Annotated in this window: 11 protein-coding genes; 8 read left to right on the forward strand and 3 right to left on the reverse strand. The window is 68.2% G+C overall.

Annotated features, from left to right (window positions below):
• The first annotated feature begins 86 nt into the window (after positions 1-86).
• The gene (locus tag L0U85_RS12380; RefSeq protein WP_241378070.1) at positions 87-590 is read left to right on the forward strand and encodes an Lrp/AsnC family transcriptional regulator; all 504 of its coding nucleotides are present in this window, start codon (positions 87-89) and stop codon (positions 588-590) included.
• Positions 591-598: 8 nt separating this feature from the next.
• Here the strand turns inward: L0U85_RS12380 and fahA are convergent, their stop codons facing one another.
• Positions 599-1,801 carry a fumarylacetoacetase gene (gene fahA / locus L0U85_RS12385; protein WP_241378071.1) on the reverse strand — a complete coding sequence of 401 codons (1,203 nt, stop codon included), beginning with the start codon at positions 1,799-1,801 and terminating at the stop codon, positions 599-601.
• Positions 1,798-2,595: a hypothetical protein gene (locus tag L0U85_RS12390; RefSeq protein ID WP_241378072.1), complete on the reverse strand. Its 798-nt coding sequence runs from the start codon at positions 2,593-2,595 to the stop codon at positions 1,798-1,800. Before L0U85_RS12390 ends, fahA begins: the two co-directional genes overlap by 4 nt.
• A gap of 125 nt (positions 2,596-2,720) precedes the next feature.
• Here L0U85_RS12390 and L0U85_RS12395 point away from each other — a divergent pair, with 125 nt between their 5' ends.
• The 7 genes from L0U85_RS12395 (at position 2,721) to L0U85_RS12425 (ending at position 7,973) form a co-directional block, all read left to right on the forward strand.
• A complete protein-coding gene (locus L0U85_RS12395) occupies positions 2,721-3,905 on the forward strand; it encodes a homogentisate 1,2-dioxygenase domain-containing protein (protein WP_241378073.1) in 1,185 nt (394 codons plus the stop codon).
• Positions 3,906-3,931: 26 nt separating this feature from the next.
• Complete coding sequence (locus tag L0U85_RS12400) at positions 3,932-4,264, forward strand: TfoX/Sxy family protein (protein WP_241378074.1); 333 nt, start codon at positions 3,932-3,934, stop codon at positions 4,262-4,264.
• A 518-nt stretch (positions 4,265-4,782) separates the two neighbouring features.
• Positions 4,783-5,346 carry an OsmC family protein gene (locus L0U85_RS12405; RefSeq protein ID WP_241378075.1) on the forward strand — a complete coding sequence of 188 codons (564 nt, stop codon included), beginning with the start codon at positions 4,783-4,785 and terminating at the stop codon, positions 5,344-5,346.
• Positions 5,347-5,392: 46 nt separating this feature from the next.
• Positions 5,393-6,010 (forward strand): RNA polymerase sigma factor, encoded by a 618-nt coding sequence (locus tag L0U85_RS12410; protein WP_241378076.1) that lies wholly within the window; start codon positions 5,393-5,395, stop codon positions 6,008-6,010.
• A 5-nt stretch (positions 6,011-6,015) separates the two neighbouring features.
• Positions 6,016-6,261, forward strand: a complete 246-nt coding sequence (locus L0U85_RS12415) for a zf-HC2 domain-containing protein (RefSeq protein ID WP_241378077.1) — start codon at positions 6,016-6,018, stop codon at positions 6,259-6,261.
• Positions 6,262-6,289: 28 nt separating this feature from the next.
• Positions 6,290-7,090, forward strand: coding sequence for a methyltransferase domain-containing protein (locus L0U85_RS12420; protein ID WP_241378078.1), 801 nt, complete (start codon positions 6,290-6,292; stop codon positions 7,088-7,090).
• A 97-nt stretch (positions 7,091-7,187) separates the two neighbouring features.
• Complete coding sequence (locus tag L0U85_RS12425) at positions 7,188-7,973, forward strand: methyltransferase domain-containing protein (RefSeq protein ID WP_241378079.1); 786 nt, start codon at positions 7,188-7,190, stop codon at positions 7,971-7,973.
• Between the two features lie 88 nt (positions 7,974-8,061).
• On the opposite strand, the gene L0U85_RS12430 is transcribed toward L0U85_RS12425, so the two are convergent.
• A partial coding sequence (locus L0U85_RS12430; protein ID WP_241378080.1) for a hypothetical protein occupies positions 8,062-8,294 on the reverse strand: 233 nt, incomplete at its 5' end.

Consider the following 8,294-nt stretch of genomic DNA (forward strand, 5'->3'; position numbering starts at 1 on the left):
GCCTCGCCGCGGGTGGGCAAGTCGCGGCCGAGAAGGTGCGCATCTTGCACATATAGCCCTGCCTGAGGGTGCATACACTGGTCAATATGACCAGCGATTCACCGATCGACGCGCTCGACGCCCGACTCATCGCCCTGCTGGAGGACGAACCTCGCATCGGGGTCCTCGAATGCTCGCGCCGACTCGGCGTCGCGCGCGGAACGGTGCAGGCGCGCATGGACAAGCTCGCCGCACGCGGCGTCATCCGCGGTTTCGGGCCGCGCCTCGACCCGGCGGCGCTGGGCTATCCGGTGATGGCGTTCGTGACCTTGGAGCTGCGCCAGGCCATCGGCCACGACGCGGTCGCCAGGGAGCTCACGGGCGTGCCCGAGGTGCTGGAGGCGCATACGGTCTCGGGGACCGGCGACCTGCTGTGCCGGATCGTCGCACGCACGAACGCCGAGCTCCAGGGCGTGATCGATAGGGTCTTGGCGTGCGAGGGCGTGATGCGGGCGTCCACGGTGATCGCCCTGGCCGAGCAGATACCTCACCGGACGCTCCCGCTGGTGGCGGAGGCGGCGGACCTCCAGTCAAAATCCTATAGGATATAGGAAATATTCTATAGGATCGAGCCGGTGACCTCTCCCAGGCCGACTACCTCGCCGTTCGCGCCCGGTGCGGTGGCGGTGATCGTGACGGTGTCGCCGTCTTCGAGGAACGTGTGGGCCGCGCCGTCACCGAGTTCGAGCGGCTCGGTCCCTCCCCAGGTGAGTTCCTGGAAGCTCCCCCACTGGCGCTTCTCCGGGCCCGAGACGGTGCCGGAGGCGAACAGGTCGCCGGTTCGCAGGCCGGCGCCGTTCACGGTCATGTGCGCGAGCTGCTGGGCGGGCGTCCAGTACATCCCGGCGAACGGCGGCTTGGACAGCTCGATGCCGTTGAGCGACACCGACATCGTAATGTCGTAGGAGAACCGCTCGGATTCCTTCAGGTACTCCAGCGGTGCCGGGTCCTGCTCCGGCGCGGCGGTCTTGGCCCAGGCCAGTGCCTCCAGCGGCGTCACCCAATGACTGATCGAGGTCGCGAACGACTTGCCGAGGAACGGGCCGAGCGGCTGGTACTCCCAGGCCTGGATGTCGCGAGCCGACCAGTCGTTGACCAGGACCGCCCCGAAGACGTGGTCGGCGAAGTCGTCCGGACCGACCGCGGTCCCCAGCTCCGTCGGGACGCCGACGACGAAACCGATCTCGGCCTCGATGTCGAGCCTGCGGCTCGGGCCGACCTCGATCTCGCCGTCCGCCCTCTTGTACTGCCCTGCGGGCCTGGTGATCGGCGTTCCGGAGGCGACGACCGTCCCCGCCCGCCCGTGGTAGCCGACCGGCAGCCGCTTCCAGTTGGGCAGCAGCGGTTCACTGCCTGGCCTGAACATCTTCCCGAGATTGGAGGCGTGGTGCTCCGAGGCGTAGAAGTCGACGAAGTCGGCGACGGCGAACGGCAGGTGCATCCGCACCTTGTCGACCGGGACGAGCAGGTGCCGATACCGGTCGCGGTAGACGTCGTCGATGAGCAGCTCGATGAGCTGGAGGCGCACCGTCCGCCACGCCGGCGGGCCGGCGGCCATGAACTCGCCCAGGTCGGGAGCGTGGAACACGGGGCGGATCCACGGCAGGAAGAACGGCCCGGCCGCCAGGCCCCGCAGGTCCAGCACGAAGTCGCCGATGCGGACGCCGAGTCGCGGATGCGGGTCCTTCCTGGTCGAGAAGACCCCGTAGGGCAGATGGTGTACGCCGTACGGGCTGCCGCCCGCGCCTTCGACCCAGCTCACGATTCGGTCCCGCCTCTCGTCACCAGCGACAGTGCCGTCAGTTCCTGCAGCGGTTCGATGATGCTGCACGAACCGAAGCCGACCCACAGCGGCCTCGGCACGTCGCGGATCGCGCGGACCCGGTGCACGATGTGCTCGGTGTCGGTGGAGGCCAGGAGTTCGGCGACCTCGGCGACCGGCGCCCCGGCCGAGGCCTCGGCGGAGGCGGCGAGCACGTTGAGGAAGCCGTGGTGGACGAAGCCGGTCTCGGGGTCGCGGTGCCGGATCGCGCGGTGCAGCCCGGCGGTGAGTTTGAACCGCAGGCCCCGCTCGGCGCAACCGACGATGACCTCGGCCAGGGTCCGCGGCGACGGGAAGAACTCCTCGAAAAGCCCGCCGGTGCGGAACTTCGGTGTGAACCCGGTCCCGACGACGGCGTCGAGGCCCTCCTCGCCGAACGGGAGTTCGGCATAGATCGGCGCACCCCAGCCCACGGCGGCCTTCTCCAGGTGGTGGAGGGCCGCACGGGACTCGTACTGGACGACCGCGATCGACTCGTCGAGAGCGCCGACCAGCTCGGACACCTGCTCGGGCTCGACGTCGACGATGACGCCTATACGCAGGGCGGTGCGGCTCGGCGCGAGGTCGTGCAGCCGGCTGGCCGGGATCAGGAGGGCACCGACCATGGTCGCGTACCAGGACTGGCGGTGTCCCCGGTGGGCCGGGACGGCCTCCTCCAGCGGCGCGTTGCCGGGCGGGAAGACCGCCGCGTCGTCGATCAGGTCCCGCAGCACCGCGGGTATGGCACCAGACATGCCCTGAGGATACGGCCGCGGCGCGGAGTTGTCGATACGGAACGGAGTGAACGCTATTCTCAGGGCAGGACCACCCGCAGCGGGCGCGCGCACCCGCCCGCCCGCACACCGACAAAGGAGTCGTCGTGCCGTTCTATCGTTCCGTCGGGCGGATCCCCGACAAACGACACACGCAGTTCCGCCAAAGCGACGGGAGCCTGTACTCCGAGGAGCTCATGGGCCAGGAGGGCTTCTCCTCGGACTCCTCGCTGCTGTACCACCGGTTCAGACCGACCGCGATCAGCTCCAGCACCGAGTACCGGCCCGAGAAGGCCGAGCCGGTGCCGAACCACCCGCTCAAACCGAGGCACCTGCGCACCCACAAGCTCAACGGGGCGGGCGACGCGATCCTCGGACGCGACCACTTGCTCTCGAACGCGGACTGCCGGATCTCCTACGCCGTCTCGAACAAGCCGTCCCCCCTGTACCGCAACGCCATCGGCGATGAATGCATCTACGTCGAGGACGGCTCGGCGCACGTCGAGACCTCGTTCGGGGCGCTCGACATCGCCCAGGGCGACTACCTGATCGTCCCGATGTCGACGATCTACCGGATCGTCCCCACCGGCGACGACCCGCTCCGCACGCTCGTGGTCGAGTCCTCGGGCCACATCACGCCGCCGAAGCGCTACCTGTCGGTGCGGGGCCAGTTCCTGGAGCACTCCCCGTACTGCGAGAGGGACCTGCGCAGCCCGTCCGAACCGCTGTTGGCGGACGGCGAGAACGTCGACGTCTACGTCCAGCATCGGGGCCGCGGGTCGTCGACCGTCTGGACGAAGTTCACCTACGCCCACCACCCGTTCGACGTCGTCGGCTGGGACGGGTGCCTGTACCCGTGGGTGTTCTCCGTCCACGACTTCGAGCCGATCACCGGGCGCATCCACCAGCCGCCGCCCGCGCACCAGGTCTTCCAGGGGCCGAACTTCGTGATCTGCAACTTCGTGCCGCGCAAGGTGGATTACCACCCGGACGCGATCCCCGTCCCGTACAACCACCACAACGTCGACTCCGACGAGGTGATGTTCTACTGCGGAGGGAACTACGAGGCCAGGCGCGGCTCGGGCATCGAGCAGGGCTCGATCTCGCTGCACCCGTCGGGCTTCACGCACGGCCCGCAGCCGGGCGCCCCCGAGCGCAGCATCGGCGCCGACTACTTCGACGAACTGGCGGTCATGGTCGACACGTTCCGCCCGCTCGAACTGTGCGAAGCGGCCCTGGACTGCGAGGACACCGACTACGCCTGGACCTGGAACCGCGATCCCGACATGTAGTCACACCCCCGTGCGACCATCACCCGATGGCGTACGACGAGAGACTGGCCGGCCGCGTCCGCGAGATCCTCGGGGACCGGCCGGACCTGTCGGAGCAGAAGATGTTCGGCGGGCTCGCCTGGCTGGTGGGCGGCAACATGGCCGTCGCCGCACGCGGCGACGGCGGCCTCATGGTGCGGGTCGACCGCGCCGACCACACGGAATTCCTTACGGACGAGGGCGCGGCGCCGACGATCATGCGCGGCAGCGCCATGCGGGGCTGGATAACCGTCGCGGCCGAGACCTGCGAGGACGATGAGCGCCTGCGCACCTGGGTCCGGCGCGGCCTGGCGTTCGCCGAGACGCTCCCGCCGAAGTAACGGCGCGGTCCGCCCGCCTCGTAGTCGAGACGCTTCCGTGAACGCATGAGGCGGCGGCCGGTGTCGGACCCGCCGCCTATGGCGAAAAGCCGGCGTTTCGAAGACCGGTCCAACCGGCTGGAATCCCGTCGCTTCGGCGACCGGAGGGTTCGCCTGCTGCCAATCCTCATGGCTTCGCCGGGGGGGTGTTCCTCGTTTCCTGGGTCGCCGCCGCGGCGGTTCCGCTCGCTCGGCATGCTCGGCATAGGGGAATCCTTCGCAGTCGGGGGACATCGTCCGCCGCCACATACACGCATGCGCCCTTCAAGACCAACATCGCGCCGGACCTCGACCACCCGGCGTCCGCCGGGAGACCTCACTCAGCGGCAAGAAGTGGCGATCGAACGGCTCCGCCAGGGCGACATCGCCTACCGGCCAGTAAGCCGCGGTCGCGGTGCAATGCGGCCGGCCCCGTCCACGTCCTTGATGACAGGGGCCGTCGTCGCGACCGCGCCGGGCCCCCGGAGGAGGAGAGTCCGATGACCACCACAGCGATACGCAACGGCATCAACGTCGAGCAGCTGCTGCAGACCATCGATGCCGTCAAGGACGACGAGGCCGTCGGGACGTTCACGTTCCGGGCCTCCAGCAACTGGAAGGAAGGCACCTACAACCAAGGTGAAATCGGCGACTTCACGCACGCCGGACAAGAGGACACCAGCCGCGGCGCCCCGTTCCGAACGCACGGTGACGAACCGCCCGTCCTGCTGGGATCCAACCGCGGACCCAACGCGGTCGAGCTCGTGCTGCAGGCGCTGGGCTTCTGCTACGCAGTCGGATACGTGGCCAACGCCGCCGCACGGGGCATCGACATCGAGCAGATGGAGTACGAGGTCGAAGGCGACCTCGACGTGCACCGCTTCCTCGGCCTCGACGGCGAGCGGGCCGGATTCACCGAGATCAGGGTCAAGGGCACGGTCAAGAGCCCGAACGCGACCCGAGAGCAGCTGACCGAACTGTGCCGGTACGTGCAGGACACCTCGCCGGTTCGCGACATCATCGCCAACCCGGTCCCGGTGAAGACGTCCTTGCAGGTCATCTGAGCTACGGGAGCCTCGGCACGGGCTAGCATCGGAAACGGGGGATCGGATGCTGGGAACAATCGATCGAACATCACTCCAGGAACTCGCCCGTGCCGAGCTCCCAGGCCTTTACGCCCTCGCCCGCTATCTGACGCACACCCCGTCCGCAGCGGAGGAACTGGTGCAGGACACCATGGTGCGGGCCTGCCGCTCCTTCGCCTCGCTGAAGGACGTCGAAGCGGGCCCGAAATGGCTCCGGGTCATCATGACGAACGTGTGGCGCGACCAGCTGCGACGGGACGGGCGCCGACCCGAAGAGGTCCTGGTCGACCCTTCCCCCGAGCCGGGACGTTTCTCGCTGTACCAGACACTCGCCGACGAGGACCCCCTGCCGTGGTCGGACACCCTGCACGTGGACTTCCTCGGCGCCTTCTCCGCCGAGGACATCCACCTCGTTCTGGAGCGGGTTCCCGAGCGCTACCGCGTGCCCCTGCTGCTGCGATACATGGACGGCTTCGACACGGGTGAGATATGCGAGCTGCTGAGCCTGCCACCGGGGACGGTCTACTCGCTCCTCCACCGCGGGAGACGGCACTTCGAACGAACGCTTTGGGAGTACGCGAACGAATCCGGACTCCTCGAACAGGCGGCCGGCGCCGAGCGCCCACCGCGGAAGGAGGCCTGATCGCGATGATTCGCTGCCGCGAAGTCGTCGAACGGCTATGGACCTACCTCGACGGAGATCTCGAGGAGGCCGACCGCCTCGCCATCGAGGAACACCTGCGGCTGTGCGTGCGCTGCTGCGGCGAGACCGCGTTCGCGAAAGAGATTCGTAACACCTTGGCCACCCGAAGCCGACCCAAGATGCCCGACGACGTGCAGAGACTTCTGGAGCAATTCATCGAAGGACTCGACGCACCGAAACCGAACACTTAGCTCCGTCGAATGCAAGGGAGGAGACGTCGTGACCAGGGACCTAATGTTCCAGAGCGAAATCCGCAATGTCGTCCGATCGACCTACGGCCGACTGCCCGGCGGTGCCGGCCGGGCCATGGCAGAGCGGCTGTACAGCGAAGAGCAACTGGCGGGCCTCCCCGACGACGCGATCGACTGGTCGCTGGGCGTCGGCAACCCTGTCGCGCACGCCGCCCTGCGACCGGGCGAGCGGATCGTCGACCTCGGCTGCGGCGGAGGCATCGACTCGATCCTTGCCGCCCGAGAGGTGGGGCCGACCGGAACGGTAACTGGGGTGGACACGCTCACCGAGATGTGCGAGCGCACCCGGCAGGCCGCGGGGACCGCCGGTGTCGCCGAATGGTGCGACGCGGTCCAAGGCGAGCTGGAGGATCTCCCGCTACCCGACGACAGCGCGGACGCGGTCGTCTCGAACGGCGTGGTAAACCTGTCGCCGCGCAAGAGCCGGGCGCTGGCCGAAGCCGCCCGGGTGCTGCGCGGCGGCGGCCGGCTCTGCATCGCCGACTTCGTCGTCAACGACGATCTGCCCCCGGAAGTCCTGACCTCAAGCGCCGCGTGGGCCGGCTGCATCGCAGGCGCACTGTCGGAAGAAGTCCTGGTCAAGAAGCTCATGAAGGCCGGGTTCACTGAGATCGAGCTGGGCGAGCGGATACCGTTCGGCATCGACGACGTCGCCGTCTACCCCCTGTTCGACGACGCCGTGATCCAGCTGATGAAGCGCGTCGTGCCCGAGCCTGAGCAACGGCGGATCGCCACCAGCGTCATCGCGAAGGCCGTCCGTGCCGGCTGACCGCCGAGTCGGCGCGTCCCGAACGCAATGGAGCGCGCGCCGAGATCGTCCTCAACTGTGTCCCGGATTCCGGGGCGACGGATGAAGGAGGACCATCATGACGAACACAACGACGAGCCTGCCCGTCGATCCCAAAGCGCTGCGGGTGTCCGTGCGAGAGAAGTACCGCGAGGTCGCGCGGCACCCGGACGGCCACTTCCACTTCCACTCCGGGCGGCCCTTGGCCGCGCTGCTGGGCTACGACCGGTCTCTGGTGGACGCACTTCCCGACCGCGCCGTAGAGTCGTTCGCGGGAGTGGCAAACCCGTTCGGGTTCCACCCGCTCGGCCAGGACGACCGGCTGGTCGACATCGGCAGCGGCAGCGGGTTCGACGCGTTCGTCGCCGCGCGACTGGTCGGGCCCGGAGGCAGCGTGGTCGGGGTGGACATGACGCCCGAGATGCTGGCCAAGGCACGTGAGACATCGGCCCTGCTCGGCCTCGACAACGTGGAGTTCCGCGAAGGCATCGCCGAGGACCTGCCGATCGAGGACGGCTGGGCTGACGTGGTCGTCTCCAACGGCGTGCTCAACCTGGTCGCCGAGAAGCACGCGGTGTTCACCGAGATCTTCCGGGTGCTTCACCCTGGCGGGCGACTGCAGTTCGCCGACATCGCGGTTGGCCGGCAGGTCCCGCCGGAGGCGACATGCAACATCGACCTGTGGACCGACTGCATCGCCGGTGGACTGTCCCGGCAGGAGTGGCAGTCGATGATCGAAGACGCGGGCTTCATCGACGTCAAGGTCGGGCCGGGCGTGGACGTCTTCGCCGGAGCCGCCGGGGAACGCAACGCGCGCCGCTACGACGTGCTCGCGCACGTCTTCTATGCGCGCAAACCGCAGTGAGCACTTCGTCGCTCTCCCGCAACAGATGCTGAGATCGAAGCAGGAGCAAGTACCCGCTCAGCAGTCCCTGTATTCCGCACCAACGGATTTAGCGGCCGCGGCGACGCCCGGCATTGATTTTGCTGGAGCGGCGGACCCTCCACCAGATGTAGAGGATGCGGACCCCGATCCCGATCAGTAAGAGGCCGACCGCGGTCGCCAGACGGCGACCGAGGTTGGCGTTCGACGGATCCTCGAACTGGGCCCTCACCATTCCCTCGGGGTCATAAACCACCGTCATGCAACGATCGTCTTGACCTGCTTGTTCACCCAGTCGGAACG

It is taken from the genome of Glycomyces sp. L485, from assembly GCF_022548875.1.
In the GTDB taxonomy this organism is placed as follows: Bacteria; Actinomycetota; Actinomycetes; order Mycobacteriales; family Micromonosporaceae; genus Glycomyces.